The sequence below is a fragment of the Amycolatopsis sp. NPDC051758 genome (assembly GCF_044453095.1).
In the GTDB taxonomy this organism is placed as follows: domain Bacteria; phylum Actinomycetota; class Actinomycetes; order Mycobacteriales; family Pseudonocardiaceae; genus Amycolatopsis.
Window position 1 is genome coordinate 520,611 of record NZ_JBITCJ010000005.1, and the last position, 20,786, is coordinate 541,396.

General features: G+C 72.8%; 23 protein-coding genes. 17 read left to right on the forward strand and 6 right to left on the reverse strand.

Annotated elements, in window-relative coordinates; genetic code table 11:
- Positions 1 to 76 precede the first annotated feature (76 nt).
- On the forward strand, positions 77 to 802 hold the full coding sequence (locus tag ACIA5G_RS26000) for a M50 family metallopeptidase (protein ID WP_395927534.1): 726 nt from the start codon (positions 77 to 79) through the stop codon (positions 800 to 802).
- Here ACIA5G_RS26000 and ACIA5G_RS26005 read toward each other — a convergent pair whose 3' ends face one another.
- Positions 803 to 1,453, reverse strand: a complete 651-nt coding sequence (locus ACIA5G_RS26005; RefSeq protein ID WP_395927536.1) for a response regulator — start codon at positions 1,451 to 1,453, stop codon at positions 803 to 805.
- Positions 1,428 to 2,663, reverse strand: a complete 1,236-nt coding sequence (locus tag ACIA5G_RS26010; protein WP_395927538.1) for a sensor histidine kinase — start codon at positions 2,661 to 2,663, stop codon at positions 1,428 to 1,430. The genes ACIA5G_RS26005 and ACIA5G_RS26010 overlap by 26 nt, the downstream gene beginning before the upstream one ends.
- 166 nt (positions 2,664 to 2,829) lie before the next feature.
- Here ACIA5G_RS26010 and ACIA5G_RS26015 point away from each other — a divergent pair, with 166 nt between their 5' ends.
- Entirely contained in the window at positions 2,830 to 4,281 is a 1,452-nt protein-coding gene (locus ACIA5G_RS26015) for an ArnT family glycosyltransferase (protein ID WP_395927540.1), read from the forward strand.
- 10 nt (positions 4,282 to 4,291) lie between these two features.
- Positions 4,292 to 4,945, forward strand: a complete 654-nt coding sequence (locus ACIA5G_RS26020) for a GPP34 family phosphoprotein (RefSeq protein ID WP_395927542.1) — start codon at positions 4,292 to 4,294, stop codon at positions 4,943 to 4,945.
- Positions 4,946 to 5,025: 80 nt separating this feature from the next.
- On the opposite strand, the gene ACIA5G_RS26025 is transcribed toward ACIA5G_RS26020, so the two are convergent.
- Complete coding sequence (locus ACIA5G_RS26025; RefSeq protein ID WP_395927544.1) at positions 5,026 to 5,622, reverse strand: TetR/AcrR family transcriptional regulator; 597 nt, start codon at positions 5,620 to 5,622, stop codon at positions 5,026 to 5,028.
- 92 nt (positions 5,623 to 5,714) lie between these two features.
- Here ACIA5G_RS26025 and ACIA5G_RS26030 point away from each other — a divergent pair, with 92 nt between their 5' ends.
- From ACIA5G_RS26030 to ACIA5G_RS26050, 5 genes are all read left to right on the forward strand, one after another.
- Positions 5,715 to 6,212 carry a PH domain-containing protein gene (locus ACIA5G_RS26030; protein ID WP_395927546.1) on the forward strand — a complete coding sequence of 166 codons (498 nt, stop codon included), beginning with the start codon at positions 5,715 to 5,717 and terminating at the stop codon, positions 6,210 to 6,212.
- Positions 6,209 to 7,681: a PH domain-containing protein gene (locus ACIA5G_RS26035; RefSeq protein WP_395927548.1), complete on the forward strand. Its 1,473-nt coding sequence runs from the start codon at positions 6,209 to 6,211 to the stop codon at positions 7,679 to 7,681. Before ACIA5G_RS26030 ends, ACIA5G_RS26035 begins: the two co-directional genes overlap by 4 nt.
- Positions 7,682 to 7,690: 9 nt before the next feature.
- Positions 7,691 to 8,455: an isocitrate lyase/phosphoenolpyruvate mutase family protein gene (locus ACIA5G_RS26040; protein WP_395927550.1), complete on the forward strand. Its 765-nt coding sequence runs from the start codon at positions 7,691 to 7,693 to the stop codon at positions 8,453 to 8,455.
- A 31-nt stretch (positions 8,456 to 8,486) separates the two neighbouring features.
- Positions 8,487 to 9,497, forward strand: a complete 1,011-nt coding sequence (locus tag ACIA5G_RS26045) for an aminotransferase class V-fold PLP-dependent enzyme (protein WP_395927552.1) — start codon at positions 8,487 to 8,489, stop codon at positions 9,495 to 9,497.
- 88 nt (positions 9,498 to 9,585) lie between these two features.
- A complete protein-coding gene (locus ACIA5G_RS26050; protein WP_395928014.1) occupies positions 9,586 to 10,206 on the forward strand; it encodes a hypothetical protein in 621 nt (206 codons plus the stop codon).
- 42 nt (positions 10,207 to 10,248) lie between these two features.
- On the opposite strand, the gene ACIA5G_RS26055 is transcribed toward ACIA5G_RS26050, so the two are convergent.
- Complete coding sequence (locus ACIA5G_RS26055) at positions 10,249 to 11,184, reverse strand: ferritin-like domain-containing protein (protein WP_395927554.1); 936 nt, start codon at positions 11,182 to 11,184, stop codon at positions 10,249 to 10,251.
- A gap of 110 nt (positions 11,185 to 11,294) precedes the next feature.
- On the opposite strand from ACIA5G_RS26055, the gene rimP reads away from it, so the two are divergent.
- From rimP to ACIA5G_RS26090, 7 genes are all read left to right on the forward strand, one after another.
- Complete coding sequence (gene rimP / locus ACIA5G_RS26060; protein WP_395927556.1) at positions 11,295 to 11,828, forward strand: ribosome maturation factor RimP; 534 nt, start codon at positions 11,295 to 11,297, stop codon at positions 11,826 to 11,828.
- Positions 11,825 to 12,871, forward strand: a complete 1,047-nt coding sequence (nusA, locus tag ACIA5G_RS26065; protein ID WP_395927558.1) for a transcription termination factor NusA — start codon at positions 11,825 to 11,827, stop codon at positions 12,869 to 12,871. The genes rimP and nusA overlap by 4 nt, the downstream gene beginning before the upstream one ends.
- Positions 12,872 to 12,981: 110 nt before the next feature.
- Positions 12,982 to 13,266 (forward strand): YlxR family protein, encoded by a 285-nt coding sequence (locus tag ACIA5G_RS26070; RefSeq protein ID WP_395927560.1) that lies wholly within the window; start codon positions 12,982 to 12,984, stop codon positions 13,264 to 13,266.
- 78 nt (positions 13,267 to 13,344) lie between these two features.
- On the forward strand, positions 13,345 to 16,341 hold the full coding sequence (gene infB, locus ACIA5G_RS26075; protein WP_395927562.1) for a translation initiation factor IF-2: 2,997 nt from the start codon (positions 13,345 to 13,347) through the stop codon (positions 16,339 to 16,341).
- Between the two features lie 87 nt (positions 16,342 to 16,428).
- On the forward strand, positions 16,429 to 16,722 hold the full coding sequence (locus tag ACIA5G_RS26080) for a DUF503 domain-containing protein (RefSeq protein WP_155545954.1): 294 nt from the start codon (positions 16,429 to 16,431) through the stop codon (positions 16,720 to 16,722).
- 9 nt (positions 16,723 to 16,731) lie between these two features.
- Positions 16,732 to 17,208 carry a 30S ribosome-binding factor RbfA gene (gene rbfA, locus ACIA5G_RS26085; protein WP_395927565.1) on the forward strand — a complete coding sequence of 159 codons (477 nt, stop codon included), beginning with the start codon at positions 16,732 to 16,734 and terminating at the stop codon, positions 17,206 to 17,208.
- 3 nt (positions 17,209 to 17,211) lie between these two features.
- On the forward strand, positions 17,212 to 18,036 hold the full coding sequence (locus tag ACIA5G_RS26090) for an alpha/beta hydrolase (RefSeq protein ID WP_395927567.1): 825 nt from the start codon (positions 17,212 to 17,214) through the stop codon (positions 18,034 to 18,036).
- Here ACIA5G_RS26090 and ACIA5G_RS26095 read toward each other — a convergent pair.
- Entirely contained in the window at positions 18,028 to 18,645 is a 618-nt protein-coding gene (locus ACIA5G_RS26095; protein WP_395927569.1) for a class I SAM-dependent DNA methyltransferase, read from the reverse strand. The genes ACIA5G_RS26090 and ACIA5G_RS26095 overlap by 9 nt on opposite strands.
- Positions 18,642 to 19,202, reverse strand: a complete 561-nt coding sequence (locus tag ACIA5G_RS26100) for a TetR/AcrR family transcriptional regulator (RefSeq protein ID WP_395927571.1) — start codon at positions 19,200 to 19,202, stop codon at positions 18,642 to 18,644. Before ACIA5G_RS26100 ends, ACIA5G_RS26095 begins: the two co-directional genes overlap by 4 nt.
- Before the next feature lie 177 nt (positions 19,203 to 19,379).
- Between ACIA5G_RS26100 and ACIA5G_RS26105 the strand changes: the two genes are divergently transcribed.
- Both ACIA5G_RS26105 and ACIA5G_RS26110 read left to right on the forward strand, forming a co-directional pair.
- Positions 19,380 to 19,607 carry a hypothetical protein gene (locus tag ACIA5G_RS26105; RefSeq protein WP_395927573.1) on the forward strand — a complete coding sequence of 76 codons (228 nt, stop codon included), beginning with the start codon at positions 19,380 to 19,382 and terminating at the stop codon, positions 19,605 to 19,607.
- 20 nt (positions 19,608 to 19,627) lie between these two features.
- Positions 19,628 to 20,782, forward strand: coding sequence for an SPFH domain-containing protein (locus ACIA5G_RS26110; protein ID WP_395927575.1), 1,155 nt, complete (start codon positions 19,628 to 19,630; stop codon positions 20,780 to 20,782).
- Positions 20,783 to 20,786: the final 4 nt, after the last annotated feature.

Below are 20,786 nucleotides of genomic sequence, written 5' to 3' on the forward strand. Positions count from 1 at the left end.
CGTTTCCGAGGTTCCGCCCGGAATCCCGCTCCGGTGACACTGTGGAGAACGGCTCCACGGCTCCGGGAGGGAATCCATGGCGTCCGCGTTCGCCGTGCTCAACGAGACCCTGCCCGCGCCGGGGTGGCTGCTCGTCGGCGCCACCGCGCTGCTCGCGGCCGCGGTGTCGGCCACTTCGTTCGCCTTGCTGACCAACGGCGGCCAGTTCGTGCTGAACCGGGCGAACGTCCTCGGCACGCTCTTCCACGAAGGCGGCCACGCCCTGGTGAGCATCCTGACCGGGGGCGGTGTCTTCCGCATCGAAATCACCGGCGCGGAGTCCGGCCTCACCTGGCACTGGCAGCCGTCGCCCTTCGCGGGCGTGCTGGCCACCGCGTCCGGGTACGCGATGCCGCCGCTGGCCGGCCTCGGGGCGGCGGCGCTGCTGCATCGTGGCCTCGTCCCCGCGGTGCTCGCCCTGACCACCGTCGCGATGCTGTTCATCCTGCTGTTCACCCGTGACGTGCTCAGCGCCGGCGCGGTCGTTGTGGTCGGCGCGGTCGCATTCTGCGCCTTGCGCTGGGCGCCGGGCTGGCTGAAGAACGGCATCGCGTACGCCGAAGCCTGGCTGCTGCTGACCAGTGAGCTCGGCGGTCTGGGGGCGCTCGTCGCCAACCGGTGGCGCGGCGTGTCCGGCGAGCACGCCGACGACGCCGCCTCGCTCGCCGAGCGGACCGGAATCCCCGGATTCGTGTGGATCGCCGCGTGGCTCGCCCTCATCGGCTGGGCGGTGTGGCACGCGGTTCCGTTGCTGTGGCCGTGATCAGCGGGCGACCAAACCAGCTTCATGCGCCAGCAACCCGGCCTGCGTCCGATTCGCACAGTCCAGCTTCACCAGCATCCGCGACACATAACTCTTCACCGTCGCCTCCGCCAGGTGCAACCGAGCCGCGATGTCCGCATTGGACAGTCCCTCGCCCAGGCACGCCAAGACGTCCCGCTCCCGCTCGGTGAGCCCCGCCGTCTTCCGGCGCGCGTCGTCAGATCGCTCGCGCCCGTCCGAAGACAGTGCCACCAGCCGGCGCGCGGCCGAGGGTGACAGCACCGTGTGCCCGTCCGCCGCCACGCGGACCAGGCCGATCAGGTCCTCGGGCGGGGTCGACTTCACCAGGAACCCCGCCGCGCCCGCGCGCAGCGCCCGGATCACGTACGTGTCCGCGTCGAACGTCGTCAACGCGACCACCGCCGGCGGGTCCGGGAGGGCCACGATCCGGGCGATCGCCGTCAGGCCGTCGACACCCGGCATGCGCAGGTCCATCAGGACCACGCGCGGCCGGTGGCGGACCACGGCTTCGACGGCTTCGGCGCCGTCGGCCGCCTGGGCCACCACCTCGATGTCGCCCGCCGAACCCAGGATCGTGCGCAGGTGCGCGCAGACCATCGGCTCGTCATCGACCACGAGCACCGGGATCACTGTGCGTGCCTTCCGCCGTCGGAACGTAGGCGGGCAGTATCGCACCGACCCGGAACCCGCCGCCGGGTGCCGGGCCCGCGTCGAACCGCCCGCCGACCAGTTCGACGCGCTGGCGCAGCCCCGCCAGGCCGGACCCGGAACCGCTGCCCGCCAGCGCCGGGTCGGGCGGGTGCGCCGCCGCCGTGTTGGCCACCGAGACGTCCAGGCCGTCCCGGTGGTAGCGCAGCGAGACCGTCGCCGACGCGCCCGGCGCGTGCTTGCGCACGTTCGTCAGCGCCTCCTGCACCAGCCGGTACGCGGTGCGCGCGACGGTCGGCGACACCTGCGCCGGGTCGCCGTCCACCGCGAGCTCCGTGGCCACCCCGACCGACCGGGACTCCTCGACCAGCCGCGCCGGGTCGCCCGGCTCCTCCGGGCTGAGCGTCCGCGCCCCGACTTCGGCGCCGTTGCGCAGGACGCCGACCAGGTCGCGCAGCTCGTCCAAGGCCAGCGCGCCTTCGCGCCGGATGTCCTCGGCCGCGGTCCGCACCGGCGCTTCGCGCGAAGTCACGCCGAGCGCGCCGGCGTGCAGCACCATCAAGCTGAGCCGGTGCGTGACGACGTCGTGCATCTCGCCCGCCAGCCGCCGCCGTTCCTCCGCGCGGGCCTGCTCGGCGAGCAGGTGCTGTTCGCGCTCGGCGCGTTCGGCCCGGTCGCGCAACGACTGCAGCAGCTGGCGCCGCGCCTCGAAGTACAGCGAGAGCAGCGCCGGCAGCGTCGTGCTGAGCACCGCGAACGGCGTCGTGCTCCAGCTCGGCACCCACGGCCGCGCGGCGATCACCGTGAAGATCCCGGCGAGCCAGAGCACGGTCCGCCGGTCCAGCACGCGCGCCAGCTGCGACAGCACGACCGGGGTGATGGTCGGCACCGTCGTCAGGGCGAGCGGGTGCACCGCCACGAGCAGGCCGGGCGCGAACAGGTCGGACGCCAGCATCGCGACCGCCGCCCCGACGAGGAACCAGGCGACCTGCAGCGGGAACCGGAACAGCAGCACCAGCGAGAGGTCGCAGGTCACCTGCAGCACCAGCCCGGCCGCCGGGCCGAGCGGTCCGGTCGTGACCTCGCCCAGCGCGTAGAGCAGGACGTTCAGCCCCGCGAACGCGAACGCCGCGAAGAACAGCCAGAAGCCGTCCGCGCGGCTCGGCCACATCGGCCTCCGGGTGCTGGTCACGCGGTCACGGTAACCGCTCGCGCGGGCCGCCGCCCCGGATGCGCAACCAAAGTTGCGGCCGGCGCGCGGGGGCGCAACTTTTGTCGCCGCGACGACCTTCCTTGCCCGGTTACGCCCCGGGGCCCCGATCCGGTGGAGTGGGGACACCACAGCAAGGGAGGCAACCGTGGTGACTGTCCGAACGCGACAGACGACGAGCGTGGCCTTCGCCCGCGGTCCGGTGCTCGTCATCGCCGGCCTGGCCGGGCTGGCGCTGCTGCTGACCAGCGGGCGCTACGCCGGCGGGTTCGACGAGCTCTACTTCCTGGTGGCCGGTCGAGATCACCTGAACTGGGGGTATTTCGACCAGCCACCGCTCATCCCCGCGCTGGCGGCGCTGATGGACTGGATCGCGCCGGACTCGCTGGTCGCGCTGCGGCTGCCGATGACGCTCGCCGCGGCCGCCGGCGTCGTCGTCACGGCGCTGATCGCCCGCGAGTTCGGCGGCGGCCGCGGCGCCCAGGCGATGGCCGCGGCGTGCTACGCGACGTCCAGCATCATCATCGTCAGCCACTGGATCGGGACCTACGTGCTGGACCCGTTCCTGTGGACGGTCGTGGGCTGGCTGCTCGTCCGCTGGACCCGCACCCGCCGCGACGGCCTGCTCGTCTGGGCCGGGGTCGTGACGGCGGTGTCGCTGGAGACGAAGTTCCTGATCCCGGCGCTGTGGGCGGCGGTGCTGCTCGCCGCGCTGGTGTTCGGGCCGCGCGAGCTGCTGCGGCGCCCGAAGCTCTGGCTGGGCGCGGCGATCGCCGTGGCCGGCACGGTGCCGACGCTGATCTGGCAGGCGGCGAACGGCTGGCCGTACACCCACATGAGTGAAGTCGTCGCCGCGGAGTTCCCGGGTTACGGCACGTGGGTGCGCGACGGGCTGCTCGGCGCCGGGATCGGCGTCGGCGTGCTGGCGCTGCTCTACGGCGTCTGGCGGCTGCTGCGGTCGGCGGAGCTGCGGCCGTACCGGTACCTCGGCGCCGCCCTGGTCGTCGTGGCGCTGGCGGTGGTGCTGACGCACGGCCGCAGCTACTACCTGATGGGCTGTTACGCCGTTCCCTTCGCGGCGGCCGCCACCGAGCTGACCCGGCGCAACCTGGTGCGCTGGTGGAAGGTCGTGGCGTGGCCGGCGTTCGTGCTCTCGGCGGTGGTCACGCTCGTCGCGCTGCCGGTGTGGCCGGCTTCGGCGCGGACGACCTTCGGGCCGTTTTCGCTCGGCAGCACGTTCGCGCAGGGCGAGCTGCCGCAGCAGGAGCTGGCGAAGGCGATCGGGCAGACCTACGCGGCGCTGCCGCCCGACGTGCGGGCGCGGACCGCGGTGTACGCCGAGATCTACCCGTTCGCGGCGGTGACCGAGTTCTACGGTGCGCCGTACGGCATCCAGCGCGTCTACAGTGGACACCGGGCGTACTGGTACTTCGGCCCGCCGCCGGAGTCGGCCGACGCGGTGCTGTTCGCCGGGTTCGACCCGGGGCTGCTGCGGCCGTACTTCGCGCACGAGACCCAGCTTGCCGAGGGGCTGCTGTGGGAGTACGACGGCCGGACGGTGCCGTGGCGGGAAATCTGGCCCGCGCTGAAGCGGCAATGAGAGGAGCGAGATGAGCACGTTGTCCCTGCCCGCCCGGGCCTACCTGCTGGCCTGCGACACCGGGCGTGACCGCCTGCCGGACCGGGAGCGGGTGGCGCTGCTGGTCCGCGCGGCGGGCCTGACCGACCTGGTGCTGCGCGGCCTGGTCGCCGACGACGACGGGCGCCCGGTGATCACCGGCCCCGGCGGCACCGGCCACCTGGTGCTCGACGACCTCTTGGGGGAGTTGAGCGCGGACCCGCACCGCAAGTGGCGCGCCCGCGTCCGCCGCGGCGCCCGCGGGACGCTCCAGTCCCTGGAAGCCCAGCTCGACGCGGCGGGCGTGATCACGCTGGAGACGTCCCGTTTGCTGGGGCTGTTCCCGCGCCGCCGCCCGGTGGTCCGCGACCGGACGGCGGCGGCCGAGCTCCACGACCAGGTGGCGTCCGCGCTGCGGAGTGACGCAGAGGTCGCCCCGGACATCGCGGCCCTGACGTCGCTGGCCGCGGCGGTCGAGCTGCGCTCGGTGCTCCCGCGCCGCGACCGGCGGCAGTACAAGGCCCGGATCGCGCAGCTGGAAGAGCAGGCAGGCGCCGCGGTGCCGGCGTTGCGGAAGGTGATCCGCGAACTGAACGCCGCCCGTTCGGCATCGATCGCGGCGAACTCCGGTGGCGGTGGCGGCTGACCGCACCGGACGACACGCGTACCCAGCCGGACGACACGCGTATCCCGATGGACGACACGGTGGGTGTCGTCCATCGGGGGTCAGCTCGTGAAGAGGCGGTCGAGGTAGTAGTCCACAGTGGACACCGCCTCGACCGGGGTCCGGTGGCCCATCAGGATTTCCGAGCTCTGGGAGTCTGCGATCGCCCACAGCACCGATGCCTCGGTCGCCGGGTCGGCCGATGCGGGGACGTCGCCAGCTTCCTGTGCCTGCCGGACCTGGTCGGCGAAGAATGCGAGCAGCTCCGGCATGCCTTCGCCGAACACCTTCGCCATCGCCGGGTCGGCGACCGCGCGGATGAAGTACGCAACGCCGATCAGGTAGTCGCCTTCGCTTTCCGGGGTGCGCGGCAGGATCTCGACCAGGCACGTGCGCAGGATCGACCGCGGTGTCGGCGGGCCCTCGGCCAGCACCTTCGCCGTGATCCGCTCGGTGCGCAGGCGGTGCCGGTGCTCCAGGGCGAACAGCAGCATGTCGTCCTTGGTCTTGAAGTAGTGCTGCACCGACCCCATGGACATGCCCGCTTCGGCGGCGACGTGCCGCAGGCTGACGCCCTCCAGCCCGGAGCGCGTGGTCAGCCGTTGCAGCGCCTCGGCGATCTGGACGCGGCGCTGGTCGTGGTCCACCTGTTTCGGCACGTTCGCTCCCGTTGTAATGCGACCGCATTGCGAAGACCGGGGGTCCACCGTTACGATGCGATCGCATTGTAACCAACCTCGGGGGGTGTCCGGTGCCGACCGGAACGGTAGAACTCAGGCCGCCGCGCACCACGCTCGATCGGCGCGCGATCACCTGGTGGCGCTGGCAATGGGCGCTCGTCTTCGGGCCGGCGGTCCTCGTGCTCGTGCTGCTCGGCCTGCTGATCCCGCCGGCCGCGGTCTGGCTGCTGGCGCCGGCCGCGGTGGTCGCGCTGATCGGCGTGGCCTGGTGCGCCGTGCTGCCGCTGTGGTGGTTCGGCCTGCACCGCTGGGAGGTCACCGACACCGCCGTCTACGTGCGCTCGGGGTTCCTGTGGCAGGAGTGGCGCGTGGCGCCGCTTTCCCGCGTCCAGACCGTCGACACGCTGCGCGGGCCGCTGCAGCAGCGCTTCGGGCTCGCCACGGTCACCGTGACGACGGCGTCCGCCCGCGGCGCGGTGCGGCTGCGCGGGCTCGACGCCCAGGTCGCGGCCGACGTCGCCGAGCGGCTGACCGAACGCACCGACGCCACGCCCGGGGACGCGACGTGAGCGAGTGGCGCCGCCTGGACCGGCGCTCCCTCGGTGTCACCGCGCTCCTGCTCGCCGGGGTGTCCGTCTCGGCCGGGGTGCCGATCGTCATCGGCGCCGGGCTCCCGGCCCTCGGCTGGCTGGGCGCGGGGGCCGTCCTGCTCGTCGGCGGCGGTGTGCTGGCGGACCTCGTCCGCCTGCGCCGCACGCGGTTCCGGTGCACGGCCGAACGTCTCGAAGCCGAGTTCACGTTCGTCGTCCACACGCGCAAGTCCCTGCCGCGCGAACGGATCCGCAACGTCGACCTGACGGCCAACCCGCTGCACCGCGCGCTCGGTGTCGCGGTGCTGAGCGTCGGGACCGGCCGGCAGGAGTCGTCCGGGCAAGGCCGCATCACGCTCGCGCCGCTGGCGCTGGCCGACGCCGAAGCACTGCGCACCGAGCTGCTCCACCGGGTCGCCGAGGAGCCGGCCGACGGTCCGCTCGCGACGCTCGACCCGCGCTGGATCCGGTACGCGCCGGTGTCGTTCGTGGCGCCGGCGCTCGGGCTGTCCGCGTTCGGCGCGCTGTTCAAGGTCGCCGACTGGTTCGGCGCCGGCGGCGGTCTGCTGGACTGGCTGCTGGACTTGTTCGGAGAGCTGCCCCTGGCCGTGAGCATCCTGTTCCTGCTGGCGCTCGCGGTCGCCGCCGGCGTGGTGGGCGCGGCCGGGCTGTTCGCCGAGATGTGGTGGCACTACCGGCTGGAGCGCGAGCCCGGCGGCACCCTGCACGTCCGCCGCGGCCTGCTCACGACCCGGTCGATCACGCTCGAAGAGCAGCGCCTGCGTGGTGTCGAGGTTGTCGAGCCGCTGGGCGCGCGGCTCGCGGGAGCTGCGCGCGTGGACGCCGTCGCCACCGGCATGAAGCGTGACGACGACAAGACCGACAGCAAGACGCTCCTGCCCGCGGCCCCGCGGGCGGTGGCGCACGACGTCGCGGCGAAGGTGCTGGGCGAGTCCGTGCTCGACGACGTCCTGCTGGTGCCGCACCCGCTCGCCGCCCGCGGCCGCCGGCTGCGGTGGGCCCTGCTCGCCGCGGCCGCGCCGGTGCTCGTCCTCCTGCTGCTCGGGGTGCTGCTGACGGACGTCCTGCTGGTGCTCGGCGGGGCGCTCGCCGTGGTCGTGCTGCCGGTGGCCGTGGCCCTCGCCCTGGACGCCTACCGCAGCCTCGGGCACGGCACGACCACACGTCACCTGGTGAGCCGCCGCGGCACGCTCCGGCGCGGCACGGTCGTGCTGGAGCGGGACGGGGTGATCGGCTGGACGGTGAAGCAGTCGGTGTTCCAGCGCCGCCGCGGGCTGGCGACGTTCACCGCGACCACCGCGGCGGGGTCCGGCGCCTACTCGATCCGCGACGCCGGCGCGGACGAAGGCCTGGCGTTCGCAGGGGCGGCCGTGCCCGGGCTGCTGACGCCGTTCGCTTCGGCAGCTGCCGAAGCGTCACGAGCCTAGGTTCGGGACATGGACGAATTCCGTGCCCTGCACGTCCCCGGGTCCCCGCTGCTGCTGCCGAACGCGTGGGAGTTCGGCGTCGGCGCCTTCCTCGCCGCCCAGGGCTTCCGGGCCCTCGGCACGACGAGCCTCGGCGTGTCCGCGGCGGCCGGGGAGCCCGACGGCGCGCCGTCGACGCGGGACACCACGGTCGCGCTGGCCACTCGCCTGACCCGGCTGGACGCGCTCGTCAGCGTCGACATCGCCGACGGCTTCAGCGCGGACCCCGCCACCGTCGCCGACCTGGCCGAAGAGCTGGCGGCAGCGGGCACGGTGGGTGTCAACCTCGAGGACGGCCGCGCCGACGGCTCCCTCGCCCCGGTGGACGTCCAGTGCGCGCTGGTCACCGCGGTGAAGGAGCGCGTGCCGGAGCTGTTCGTCAACGCCCGGACGGACACGCACTGGGCGGGCGACCGCTCGGTGGCCGAAGCGGAGACGCGGGTGCGTGCCTACGCGGCGGCGGGCGCGGACGGCGTCTTCGTGCCCGGCCTGGCCGACCCGGCCGACGTCGAGCGGATCGTCGGGGTGGGCCTGCCGCTCAACCTGTTGTTCCTGCCCGGGAAGGTGACGGTGGCCGGGCTGGCGGAGCTGGGCGTCGCGCGGGTCAGCCTGGGCTCGCTGCCGTACCGGATGGCGCTCGCGGCGGCCGCCGCGACGGCGTCGGCGGTGCGGGACGGCCGTGAGCTGCCGCTGAGCCCGCCGAGCTACGCCGACGTCACCGCGCTGCTGCCGTAATCGGGTTGCCCGCTCTGCCAGCCTGAAGAGCATGGACGCCTTCGGAACCGACTTCGCCGTCCCGCCCGGCTACCTGAACACGCCCAGCGTGGGCATTCCGCCCGCGCCGGTGGCCGCAGCCGTCGCCGAGTCGGTCGAACGGTGGCGGACCGGCGCGACCCGGCCGGGGGAGTTCGACCAGTACGTCACGCGGGCGCGGGCCGGGTTCGCCCGGCTGCTGGGGGTCGGCGCCGGGCGGGTCGCGATCGGCGCGTCGGCCTCCCAGCTGGTCGCCAACGTCGCCGCGGCGCTGCCCGCCGGCACTCGCGTGCTCGCCGCCGAAGGGGACTTCACCAGCGTGACCTTCCCCTTCGCGGCGCAGGACCTCTTGGTCACCGAAGTGCCCCTGGACCTGCTGCCGGAGCGGGTCGAGGGGCACGACGTCGTCGCCGTGAGCGTCGTCCAGTCCGCGGACGGCCGGATCGTGGACCTCCCGGCGCTGCGGGCCGCCGCGGAAGCCGCCGGGGCGGCCGTGCTGCTCGACGCCACCCAAGCGGTGGGCTGGCTGCCGCTGGACGTCGCCTGGGCGGACTGGGTCGTCGCGGCGGGCTACAAGTGGCTGCTCTCGCCTCGCGGCAGCGCGTGGCTCTACGTGCGGCCGGACGCCCAGGAGCGCACTCGGCCGGTCGCCGCGAACTGGTACGCGGGGGAGGACCCGTGGGCCACCGTCTACGGCCTCCCGCTGCGCCTGGCCGGCGACGCCCGCGCGTTCGACCTCTCGCCGGTGTGGCTCGCCCAGGTCGGCGCGGCCGCGGCGCTGGAGTACCTCGGCGGGCTCGACCTCGCGCAGGTCAGGGCGCACAACACCGGCCTGGCCGACCTGCTGCTGGAGGAGCTCGGACAGCCGCCGCGCGGCACCGCGATCGTGTCGCTCGAGGCCGACCCGGAGCGGGCCGCGGCGGCCGGGATCGTCTCGAGCGTCCGCGGCGGCCGGGTGCGGGTCGGATTCCACCTCTACAACACCGCTGACGACGTCGAACGCGTCTTACGCGCATTCGAGTGAACTCCGCCAGGGCCGTGAACTACCGTATGGCCCCGTGGTTGGTGCGCATTTCACCCCAGGCCCGTCCGACACGGCCCCGCTCGGCGCGGTGCCCCCGCAGCCGCGCCCGCCGGCGCCGGGCCCCCCGGCGCGCGACACCCGGACGCTGCTGCTCAGGAGCGCCGGGCTGGTCGCGATCGCCGTCGTCTCCGGGCTGCTCTGGTTCCTGATCCGGCACGACTCGACACCCGAGGAGCCGGTGGCGCAGCAGCCGGCCCAGAACACCGGGCTGTACACGTTCACGAAGGTCGCCGGGCCGGTGCGGACCAACGAGTGCGCCTCGAAGTCCTACGGCAAGACGCACGACTTCTTCCAGGACAACGAGTGCCAGTCGCTGGTGCGCGCGCTCTACACGACGGAGTCCGGCGGCGCGAAGGCCCTGGTGTCGGTGGTGCTGGTGGGGATGCCGGACTCGACGAAGGCGAAGGCGCTCAAGACGCTGACCGAAAAGGACGGCACCGGCAACGTCACGGACCTGGTGAAGGACAAGACGTTCGCTGGCACCGGCACCCCGAGCGTGAGCGGCGCGGACGCGGCCTACGCGTCGAAGGTCGAGGGTACGAACACGACGATCGTGCTGGCCGACTTCTACGCCAAGCACAAGGACAAGGAGCTGATCGAGAAGATCGCGGACGACGCCCTGCGCCTGTCCGCCGACTTCCACAGCTGACCCCGGCCAAGCGCCCCAATTGGGGCGCTTGGCCGGCGCCGGTCAGCTCGCCTGGCCGGGCATCGCGATCGCCACCGGCTTCTCGCCCGCCTCGGACCGCCACGGCGTCCCGCGCCGCGAAGCCGCCACCAGGGCGTGCAGTGCCGTCGTGCGCAGGCCCGCGTCGTCGGTGTGGTTCACCACCGCCAGCCACGCCGACGCGCAGTCGGCCTCGGCCGTCGCGACCACCAGGGCCGCCGACGCCGAATCCGTCACCGGCTTCTTCGGGACGTACGCCGGTTCCGGCGCGACCGGGGTCGCCCCGGACGCCGAGAGCATCGTCTGCAGCAGGTCACGGCGCAGGGCGTGCTCCGCCGCGCCGCTCTTCTCGGCGTCGCCGAAGTCGGCCGGCAGGAACGCGCCGACCAGCCCGTACACCCAGACCGCCGCGTGCTCGGCCGCGAGCGCCACCTGCAGCGGGTCGACAACCTCGGCGGGCACGGCGCCGGCCGGTGCGGCCGCCACCTTCGGGGCGTCTTCGCCCGGGCCCAGCGCCGGGGCGGTGCGCTGCAGGGCCGCGCAGCCCGCCGCCACCGCCGCGACCAGCCCGGCGCGGTAGCGCGGCAGCCCGCCGACGAGGTCTTCGGCCTGCTTGCGCGCCGTCGCCAGCCGCTCCTTGAGATCACCCAGTGCCGCGGCCGCCGGCGGGGTGGGGGACGACGACGGCTTGGGCCGGTTCAGCCGGTCCACTTCGGACTTCAGCGCGGCCGCGTGCGCCGCGCGCGCGTCGGCGAGCTGGCCGGCGGCGTCGGCGTCGGCACCCTTGGCCAGCGCCCGCGCGGCGGCGGCGTCCGCCTCGGCGGCGGCCAGCAGCGGCTGCAACGGGTCGGGGCTTTCGTCGTAGCCGGGCCCGCAGGCGGCGAGGGGGACGGCCAGTGCGGCCAGCGCCCCCGCGCGGAGGGCGGCACGACGGGTCAGCTCGGTCGGTCTTCCGGTCACGTCGGCCCATCCTGCCAGGCCCCCGGCCGCCCCCGCCGCTCGCGCGTGCCGAGGGGGCGACCGGATAAGCTGGTCCACCACCACCCGAGCCCGACCAAGGAGAGCCCCACGTGCCAGGAGAACTCGCCAGCCGGCTTCAGCCGATCGTGGCCGAAGCCGTCACCGCCGCGGGTTTCGACCTCGACTCGTTCGAGGTGCAGCAGGCCGGCCGGCGGCAGCTGGTCAAGGTCGTCGTCGACTCCGACGACGGCATCGGGCTGGACGAGGTCGCCGAGGTCAGCCGCAAGGTCGCGGCGGCGCTCGACGAGAACGAGCACGTCCTCGCGAGCGCGTACACGCTGGAGGTCACGTCGCCGGGCCTGGACCGGCCGCTCACCGAGCGACGGCACTGGCGCCGCGCGCGCTTCCGTCTGGTGAAGGTGACCCCGGCCGAGGGCGAGGCCTTCATCGGCCGGGTCGGCCACGCGGGCGAGGACGCCGCCCGCATCCTCGAGGGCGGCAAGCTCCGCGACGTCCGCTACGCCGAAGTGGCGAAGGCGGTCGTGGAGATCGAGTTCAAGCAGCCGGCCGCCGAGGACCTGAAACTGCTCGAAGACGACGCGTCCGGCATGATCGCCGCCGAGACGGAGAAGGGGTCGAAGTGAACGTCGACATCGCCGCACTGAGGGCGATCGAACGGGACAAGGACATCCCCTTCGAAACGGTGATCGAGGCCATCGAGACGGCCTTGCTCACCGCGTACAAGCACACCGAAGGCCACCAGCCGCACGCCCGCATCGACATCGACCGCAAGACCGGCCTGGTGCGCGTGCTCGCCCGCACGCTGACCCACGACGGCGAGACCGACGAAGAGTGGGACGACACCCCCGAGGGCTTCGGCCGGATCGCCGCCACCACCGCGCGCCAGGTCATCCTGCAGCGGCTGCGCGACGCCGAGCACGAGAAGACCTTCGGCGAGTTCTCCACCAAGGAGGGCGAGATCGTCGCCGGCGTCATCCAGCGCGACGCCCGCGCCAACGCGCGCGGCATGGTCGTGGTCCAGGTGGGTGACACCGAGGGTGTGCTGCCGTCCGGCGAGCAGGTGCCGGGCGAGTCGTACGAACACGGCAGCCGGCTCAAGGCCTACGTGGTCACCGTGGCGCGCAGCAACCGCGGCCCGCAGATCACGCTGTCGCGCACGCACCCGAACCTGGTGCGCAAGCTCTTCGCGCTCGAGGTGCCCGAGATCGCCGACGGCACGGTGGAGATCGCCGCCGTCGCGCGGGAAGCCGGCCACCGCACGAAGATCGCGGTGAAGTCGACCGTGGCGGGCGTCAACGCCAAGGGCGCCTGCATCGGCCCGGTCGGCTCGCGCGTGCGCAACGTCATGAGCGAGCTGGCCGGTGAGAAGATCGACATCATCGACTTCTCCGAGGACCCGGCCCGCTTCGTGGGGAATGCGCTGTCCCCGGCGAAGGTTGTTTCGGTACGGGTCGTGGACGAGCGGGCGAAGACCGCCCGGGTCGTGGTGCCGGACTTCCAGCTGTCGCTGGCGATCGGCAAGGAGGGCCAGAACGCCCGCCTCGCCGCCCGCCTGACCGGCTGGCGGATCGACATCCGCAGCGACGCGGCCCCGGTGGACGACGAGGGTGATCAAGACCACGCCGGTCCGTCGCGGCCCGCCGCGACAACCGGTTCGGCTGAGTGAAGGTCGAAGCGCTAGACTCAGGAGTGGTTCAACGCCCGCGGCGGGTAGCCGAGCACCAGCCCCACCGGAATCCTCCGGTGCGGACTTGTGTCGGTTGCAAGCGGCGGGCATTGATCGGTGAGCTGCTGCGCGTGGTCGCGGTGGCCGGGCGGGTGGTCGTCGACGAACGTCGGCGGCTGCCGGGCCGGGGAGCATGGCTGCACCCCGACCCGGACTGCCTGGCCAAGGCCGAACGGCGGCGAGCCTTCCCGAGAGCCTTGCGGGCTCCCGGGGCGCTCGATGCCCGCGAGGTCCGCGAGCACGTCGGGCGCACCACTACGCACCACGAGGCCGGGACATACCCGGCTTCGCGAGGAACCAAGGAAGCAGGTCGACCCGTCATGAGTCAGCCGTGAAGCTGAAGCCATGAACGCGAGACAATAAGGACGAGGTCAGCGGGTTTTCCGCCTGGCCTCCCCTAGATGAGGAGAGCTGTGCCAGGCAAGGCCCGCGTACACGAGCTCGCTAAGGAGCTCGGCATCACCAGCAAGGACGTTCTCGCCAAGTTGAAGGAACAGGGCGAGTTCGTGAAGTCCGCGTCGTCCACGGTCGAGGCGCCCGTCGCCCGCCGTCTCCGCGACGCGTACGCGCCGAAGGGCGCCAAGAAGCCCACTCCCGGCCCGTCGGCGCGTCCCGCGCCCCCGGCCGCCAAGCCGGGCGCTCCCGCGCCCAAGCCCGCGTCGCCCGCTCCTCAGCAGCAGGCGCCCGCGGCGAAGGCCGCCCCCGCGGCGGCCCCGCAACAGCAGCAGGCCCCGGCCTCGAAGCCGGCCGCCGCGCCGGGTGCCCGTCCCGCGGGTCCCGGCCCCCGGCCCGGCCCGCGTCAGCAGCCCGCCGCGCCCGCTCCGCAGGAGCAGGTCCCGGCCGCGAAAGCCGAGACGCCTGCCGCCGCACCCAAGCAGGAGACCCCGGCCGCGCCTTCGGGCAACACCGGTTCGGTCGTCCCGCCGAAGCCGCAGGGCCCCAAGCCCGGCGGTCCCAAGCCCGGTCCGCGCACCCCGCGGGTCGGCAACAACCCGTTCGGCGTCGGTTCCGGCGCCCCGCCGCGCCCGCAGGGCCCGCGCCCCGGTGGCGGTCAGGGCGGCGACAACCGCCCGCCGCGTCCCGGTGGCACCGGTGGTAGCGGTGACCGTCCGGCCCCGCGTCCCGGTGGTGGCGCCGGTGGCAACCGGCCGAGCCCGGGCAACATGCCCCCCCGGCCGAACCCCGGCATGATGCCGGGCCGCACGCAGCGCCCGGCCGGTCCCGGTGGCGGCGCTCGTGGTGGTCCCGGTGGCGGCGCCCGTGGCGGCCCCGGCGGCGGCGCTCGTGGCGGCCCCGGTGGCGGTGGCGGCGGCTTCCGCGGCGGCCCTGGTGGCGGCGGCGGTGGCGGCGGTTTCCGTCCCGGTGGTGGCGGCGGCGGTGGCGGCGGTTTCCGTCCCGGCGGCGGCGGTCCCGGTGGCGGCGCCCCGGCCGGTGGCGGCGGTTTCCGTGGCGGCGGTGGCCGTGGTGGCCCCGGTGGCCGTGGCGGCACCGCGGGTGCCTTCGGGCGCCCGGGTGGTCCCTCGCGCAAGGGTCGCAAGTCGAAGCGGCAGAAGCGCCAGGAGTACATGGACAACATGCAGGCGCCCAGCGTCGGCGGCGTCCGCCTGCCCAAGGGGCAGGGCGAGACGATCCGGCTGCCGCGGGGTGCTTCGCTGACCGACTTCGCCGAGAAGATCGACGCCAACCCGGCTTCGCTGGTGCAGGTGCTTTTCCACCTCGGCGAGATGGTCACCGCGACGCAGTCCGTGTCGGACGACATCCTCGAGCTGCTCGGCGGCGAAATGAACTACACGGTTCAGGTCGTCTCGCCGGAGGAAGAGGACCGCGAGCTGCTGGAGACCTTCGACATCACCTACGGCGACGACGCCGGTGGCGAAGAGGATCTGCAGGTCAGGCCGCCGGTCGTGACCATCATGGGTCACGTCGACCACGGTAAGACCCGACTGCTCGACACGATCCGGAAGACGAAGGTCCGCGAGAGCGAGGCCGGCGGCATCACGCAGCACATCGGTGCGTACCAGATCGAGACCGAGCTCGAAGGCAACCCGCGCCTGATCACCTTCATCGACACCCCGGGTCACGAGGCGTTCACCGCCATGCGTGCCCGTGGTGCGAACTCGACCGACATCGCGGTGATCGTGGTGGCGGCCGACGACGGTGTGATGCCGCAGACGGTCGAGGCGATCAACCACGCGCAGGCCGCCAAGGCCCCGATCGTGGTCGCGATCAACAAGATCGACAAGGAAGGCGCGAACCCGGACAAGATCCGGCAGCAGCTGACCGAGTACGGCCTGGTCGCCGAGGAGTACGGCGGCGACACGATGTTCGTCGAGATCTCCGCGCGGCAGAACATCAACATCGATGGTCTGCTCGAGGCGATCCTGCTGACCGCCGACGCCGCTCTGGACCTCCGGGCCAACCCGGACATGGAGGCCCAGGGTGTCGCGATCGAGGCACACCTCGACCGCGGCCGCGGCCCGGTGGCCACCGTCCTGGTCCAGCGCGGCACGCTGCGCGTCGGTGACTCGGTCGTGGCGGGTGACGCCTACGGCCGCGTCCGCCGGATGGTCGACGAGCACAACGTCGACGTCACCGAGGCGCTGCCGTCGCGGCCCGTCCAGGTCATCGGGTTCACCTCGGTGCCGGGTGCGGGTGACACCTTCCTGGTGGTCGACGAGGACCGCGTCGCCCGGCAGATCGCCGAGCGCCGCGCCGCTCGTACGCGCAACGCGCTCAACGCGTCGCGCCGCAAGCGGGTCAGCCTCGAGGACCTCGACTCCGCCTTGAAGGAGACGAACAGCCTCAACCTGATCATCAAGGGTGACAACTCGGGCACCGTCGAGGCCCTCGAAGCCTCGCTGCTCCAGCTGGACGTCGGCGACGAGGTCGAGCTGAACGTGGTCCACCGCGGTGTCGGTGGCGTGACCGAGTCGGACATCGACCTGGCGACCGCGTCCGACGCGATCGTCCTCGGGTTCAACGTCCGGGCCCAGGGCAAGGCGACCGAGCGGGCCACCCGCGAGGGTGTCGACGTCCGGTACTACACGGTCATCTACCAGGCGATCGACGAGATCGAGCAGGCTCTCAAGGGCATGCTCAAGCCGGAGTACGAAGAGGTCGAGCTGGGCCGCGCGGAGGTTCGCGAGGTCTTCAAGTCCTCCAAGATCGGCACGATCGCGGGTTGCCTGGTCATGTCCGGCGAGATCCGGCGCAACGCGCGCGCCCGGCTGCTGCGCGACGGCACTGTCGTCGCGGAGAACCTGCCGGTCAGCTCGCTGCGGCGGTTCAAGGACGACGTGGTCGAGGTCCGCGAGGGCTACGAGTGCGGTCTGACGCTCGGTTCGTACGGCGACCTCAAGGTCGGCGACCTGATCGAGACCTACGAGCAGCGCGAGAAGCCGCGTGCGTAAGTAAGGCGTGTTCCCCCGGGTGTGCGGTTTCGCACCGCACACCCGGGGGTTTCGCTTCCCATCCCTACAACACCACCCAAACTGCTTATGTTCGTCGGAGCCCTTGAGCTCGACATCCTGCTCGGCGACGTCCATTCGCTGAAGCAGAAGCGATCCGTGGTCCGGCCGGTGCTGGCGGAGGTGCGCAAGCGCTTCGCCGTCTCGGTGGCCGAAGCCGGTCACACCGACCTGCACCGGCGGACCCTCATCGGGGTGGCCGTGGTCGCCGAAGGTGGCGAGCACGTCCGTGACGTGCTCGACTCGTGTGAGCGGTACGTGGCCAGCCGGCCGGAATTCGAGCTGCTCACCGCGCGCCGGCGGCTGCTCGGTCCAGAAGACTAGGAGAAAGACATGGCTGATCCTGCTCGGGCTCGCAAGCTCGCCAAGCGGATCTCGCAGATCGTCGCGTCGGCGATCGAACACGAGGTCAAGGACTCCCGGCTGGACTACGTGACCATCACGGACACGAAGGTCACCGGCGACCTGCACGACGCCACGGTGTACTACACGGTGCTCGGCGAGAAGCTGGACGTCCCCCCGGACTTCACCGGCGCCGCCCTCGCGCTCGAATCGGCGCGCGGAATGCTGCGCACGAAGGTCGGGCAGGGTACCGGGGTCCGCTACACGCCGACGCTGACCTTCGTCGCCGATACGATTCCCGAGGAGTCGAAGCGGATCGAAGACCTGCTCGCGAAGGCTCGTGAGGCCGACGCGGAGGTCGCGCGGCGTTCGGCCGGGGCGCAGCACGCGGGCGAACCCGACCCGTACAAGGCGCCCCGCGAAGAGGCCGACGACGACGAGTTCGCGGAGGAGGAGAGCCGGGGCTGACCCGTGCTCTCCCGCCGCACCCTGCTCGCCGGCAGCGCACTCGCGCTGCTGGCGGGCTGCTCTGCCGACCCCTCCGGCCCGCCGCCCGGTCCGGCCGCGGTGCCGGCGCCTTCCCATCCGACGGCGCCCCGGGACCCGGTGACGGTCCAGCGCATGCGGTCGGCCGCTCGGGGCGGCGACGTCGACCTGGTGTTGATCACGCCCGAAGGTGTCCCGGCCGCCGGACTGCCGGTGTGCCTGGCCCTGCACGGCCGCGGCGCCCGGGCGCGCACCTTCCTCGAGCTGGGCGTTCCCGAGCTGCTGACGGCGGCGGTCCGCACCGGCACCCCGCCGTTCGCCGTGGCCGCGGTCGACGGTGACCACTACTGGGTGGACGTCGGCTCCGGGGACGATCCGCAGCGGATGCTCACCGAGGAGCTCCCAAGCTGGCTGACGGCTCGTGACCTGCGACCGGCTTCGGCGGTGTTCGGCATTTCGATGGGCGGCTTCGGCGCGCTGCGGTTCGCCCGCGCCCACCCGGACCTGAAGGCCGTCGCGACGGCGAGTGCGGCGCTGTTCGTCAGCTGGCCGGACGCCCGCAGCCGCAAGGTTTTCTCCGGTGAGGACAACTGGCGCGCGGAAGAACCGTTGCTGCACACCGGCGAGCTGCGCAAGGACTCGCTCGGTGTCTGGTGCGGCGAGTCGGACCCGTTCCTGGGCGCCGACCGGAAGCTCGTGAAAGCGGTGAACCCCGCGGTGGCGCAGTTCTCGCCGGGTGGGCACAAGGACGAGTACTGGCGCGGAGTGCTGCCGGACGTCTTGAAGTTCGTCGGGCAGCGGTTAGCGTGACGCGAAGAGGATCGCTTGGGGCACTTCGGCTTCCGGGCTGAGCCGCCACTCCGCGTCGACCTTGAACCCCGCGTTCCGCAGCCACCGGGCCAGGTGCGCCGGCTGTCGCAAGTGGACGTTGACGCGCATCGGATGCCCGCCGTACCCCTCGGTCTTGAGCCGTGTCTCGTCGCCGACGTGGAAGCCGATCACCAGCCGGCCGCCGCGCCGCAGCACCCGCCGGAACTGGCCCAGCGCCACCGGGACCTCGGCGTCCGGCACGTGGATCAGCGACCAGAACACCAGCACCCCCGCCACCGACGCGTCGGACAGGGCGAGGTCCGTCATCGACCCCACCTCGAACCGCAGCTCCGGATGTGTCCGGCGGGCCAGGTCGATCATTCCCGGGGACAGGTCGACGCCGGACGCGTCGACACCCAGTTCGTTCAGGTGCGCGGTGAAGTGCCCGGGGCCGCAGCCGACGTCGACCGCCGGCCCGTCGACCTGCGCGGCGAACACCGAGAGCGCCGCCCGCATGTAGGGCTGGGTGCTCAGCGCGTTCCGCACGAAGCCAGCGTAGCTCTCCGCCACCGTGTCGTAGGACGTGCGGGTGTCCGCGAGCCAGGTCATGGCAGCGGGTGCGCGGCGGCCGGGCGCAGGCCGTCGAGCACCAGCGCGAGCCCGCGCCGCCAGTCCGGGGCCGCGACGGCCGCGCCGAACACGACCGCCAGGTCGAGAAGACCGAAGTCCCGCCGCAGCGCCCCGGCCTCCTGGGCGCGCGTGATGATCCGGGCCATCCGGGCCGCGTTGGCGTGCTTGGCCTGCTCCAGGCCCGACGTCGGGTCGAACACCCGCGCGCAGACCTCGGTGAAGCCGCGGTCGGTCACCTGCATCAGGATCGAGCGTTCGAGGAAGAGCACAAAACCGTCCCACGGGTCTTCGCACGCGAGAGCCTCTTCGGTGACGGCTTTTGCTTCTTCCAGCGTCGGCAGGAATGCGGCTTCGACGAGGTCCGCCCGCGTCGGGAACCGGTTGTAGAGCGTGCCGATCGCGACCTCGGCGCGCCGGGCGATCTCGTCGAGCGGGGCGTCGACGCCCTTGGCGCCGAACACTTCCCGGGCGGCCGCGACCAGTGCCTCGCGGTTGCGCCGGGCGTCCGCGCGCAGGGGACGATGCTCGACGGTCACGCCCCGGAGTATAACCAAGGTGACGACGCTCTCAGGTTCCTGCACGCTCGGGCGGCCCGTCCGGTTGCCTCCTGATCGGAACCTCACAGTGCCGCGCCCGGGCGGCCGCCGGGAGCACAATGGGGGTGAGCGGGGTGACCCCCGCCACCGAGGCAGCCCACCGAGGGGAGGTCGGCCATGCACTCCGACCTCTCGCCGTCGGGCCGCACCGGAGTCCTCCTCGTCGGAACCCGCGGGCAGCGTGGTCCCGGGGAGGTGCTGATCAGGATCAGGGGTGGCCTGGAAACCTTCCTTGCCTGGTCCGACACGGAGCTGCCGAAGGGGACGACCGTGCTGGTCGTCGAAACCCGCGGACGGCGCACGGTCGACGTCGTGGCTTGGGACGTCTCGGAACCCTCTTCCTAGTGTTCGTCTAAGGACAGTCGATGTTCGGTTATCGCGTGCCGGCCCCCAACGAGGCGATGCTGATTTCGGGCGGCAAGACCAGCAAAGGCACGTCGCCGTTCCGGGTCGTGACCGGGCACGGCGCCTTTGTCATGCCGGTGTTCCGGAAAGTCCGGTTCCTCACGCTTTCCATGTGTGAGGCCGAAGTGACCGAAGTGTGCGTCACGAAGCAGGCCATCGCGCTGACCGTGCGGGCGGTGATCGCGTTCAAGGTCGGCAACGACACCGAGAGCATCGTGAACGCCGGCCAGCGGTTCCTCTCCGACCAGGACCAGATGTCCGTGCTGACCGGCCGCATCTTCTCCGGTCATCTGCGCTCGATCATCGGGTCGATGACGGTCGAGGAGATCATCACCGAGCGGCAGAAGCTGGCGACCGAGGTGCTGGACGGCTCGGCGGTGGAGATGGCGAAGATCGGCCTGTCGGTCGACGCGCTGCAGATCCAGTCGATCGACGACATGAAGCTCGGCTACATCGCCGCGATGGCCGCGCCGCACAACGCCGCCATCCAGCGGGACGCCCAGATCGCCCAGGCCGTGGCGAACAAGCGGGCGGCCGAGGCCGAGCAGGAGTCGCAGCGGACGCAGGCGGAGTACGCCCGGCAGACGTCGATCGTGCAGGCGCAGTACCGCGCCGAAGTCGAAGCGGCACAAGCCGAAGCGGCGCAGGCCGGGCCGCTCGCGCAGGCGAAGGCGCAGCAGGAGGTCATCGACGCGCGGACCGAGCTGGCCCAGCGCGAGGCGGAGCTGCGGCAGCAGCAGCTGGTGGCCGAGGTGATCAAGCCGGCCGACGCGGAGGCCGAGCGGATCCGCATCCTGGCGCTGGCCGACGCGGAGAAGATGCGCGTGCAGGCCGAGGCGGCGGCGTCGAACAACCGCGTTGCGCTCGACCGGATGCTCATCGACCAGCTGCCGATGATCGTCAAGGAGGCCGGGCGCGGCCTGGCCGGCGCGAACGTCAACATCCTCAACGGCGCCGACGGCCTCGGCGAGATGGCCGCGGGGCTGGTCGGACAGGGACTGTCCATCTTGGACTCGGTGAAGCGCGGCCTGAACACGCCGCCGGCGCCGGCGCCGGCGGCTCCGGAGCAGAACGGCCAGGCGCTCCCGAAGCCGGGGGAGCTCACCCAGTCCTGAGGGC

Bases quoted from the DNA above. Each gene is read 5' to 3' on its own strand.
- ACIA5G_RS26045 (WP_395927552.1), top strand. From the start codon at position 8,487: ATGGACGCCTTCGGAACCGACTTCGCCGTCCCGCCCGGCTACCTGAAC.
- ACIA5G_RS26110 (WP_395927575.1), top strand. From the start codon at position 19,628: ATGTTCGGTTATCGCGTGCCGGCCCCCAACGAGGCGATGCTGATTTCG.
- ACIA5G_RS26040 (WP_395927550.1), top strand. From the start codon at position 7,691: ATGGACGAATTCCGTGCCCTGCACGTCCCCGGGTCCCCGCTGCTGCTG.
- ACIA5G_RS26020 (WP_395927542.1), top strand. From the start codon at position 4,292: ATGAGCACGTTGTCCCTGCCCGCCCGGGCCTACCTGCTGGCCTGCGAC.
- rbfA (WP_395927565.1), top strand. From the start codon at position 16,732: ATGGCTGATCCTGCTCGGGCTCGCAAGCTCGCCAAGCGGATCTCGCAG.
- ACIA5G_RS26080 (WP_155545954.1), top strand. From the start codon at position 16,429: ATGTTCGTCGGAGCCCTTGAGCTCGACATCCTGCTCGGCGACGTCCAT.
- ACIA5G_RS26000 (WP_395927534.1), top strand. From the start codon at position 77: ATGGCGTCCGCGTTCGCCGTGCTCAACGAGACCCTGCCCGCGCCGGGG.
- ACIA5G_RS26105 (WP_395927573.1), top strand. From the start codon at position 19,380: ATGCACTCCGACCTCTCGCCGTCGGGCCGCACCGGAGTCCTCCTCGTC.
- ACIA5G_RS26095 (WP_395927569.1), bottom strand. From the start codon at position 18,645: ATGACCTGGCTCGCGGACACCCGCACGTCCTACGACACGGTGGCGGAG.